The sequence below is a fragment of the Virgibacillus profundi genome, from assembly GCF_002287375.1.
Classification (GTDB): Bacteria; Bacillota; Bacilli; order Bacillales; family Amphibacillaceae; genus Virgibacillus_K; species Virgibacillus_K profundi.
The window spans coordinates 1-426 of record NZ_NPOA01000065.1 but is presented as its reverse complement, the minus strand read 5'-3'; the positions used below and the strand labels follow the sequence as shown (position 1 = coordinate 426).

Here is a 426-nt window from a genome sequence, read left to right as displayed (position 1 = left end):
CTCAGAGTGCCAGCAGCCGCGGTAATACGGAGGGTGCAAGCGTTACTCGGAATCACTGGGCGTAAAGAGCGTGTAGGCGGCCGCGCGTGTCGGGTGTGAAAGCCCGGGGCTCAACCCCGGAACGGCATCCGGGACTGCGTGGCTGGAGACCGGGAGAGGAGGGTGGAATACCCAGTGTAGAGGTGAAATTCGTAGATATTGGGTGGAACACCGGTGGCGAAAGCGGCTCGCTGGGCCGTTTCTGACGCTGAGACGCGAAAGCGTGGGGAGCAAACAGGATTAGATACCCTAGTAGTCCACGCCGTAAACGATGTGTGCTAGCCGTCGGGAGTCTTAGTCTTTCGGTGGCGCAGCTAACGCGATAAGCAGACCGCCTTAGGAGTACGGTCGCAAGGTTAAAACACAAAGGAATGGACGGTTCGCACA

The 426-nt window shown here is 58.7% G+C and carries 1 rRNA gene; it reads left to right on the top strand.

Annotated elements, in window-relative coordinates:
• A 16S ribosomal RNA gene (locus CIL05_RS22465) occupies positions 1-426 on the top strand; the annotation flags it as partial.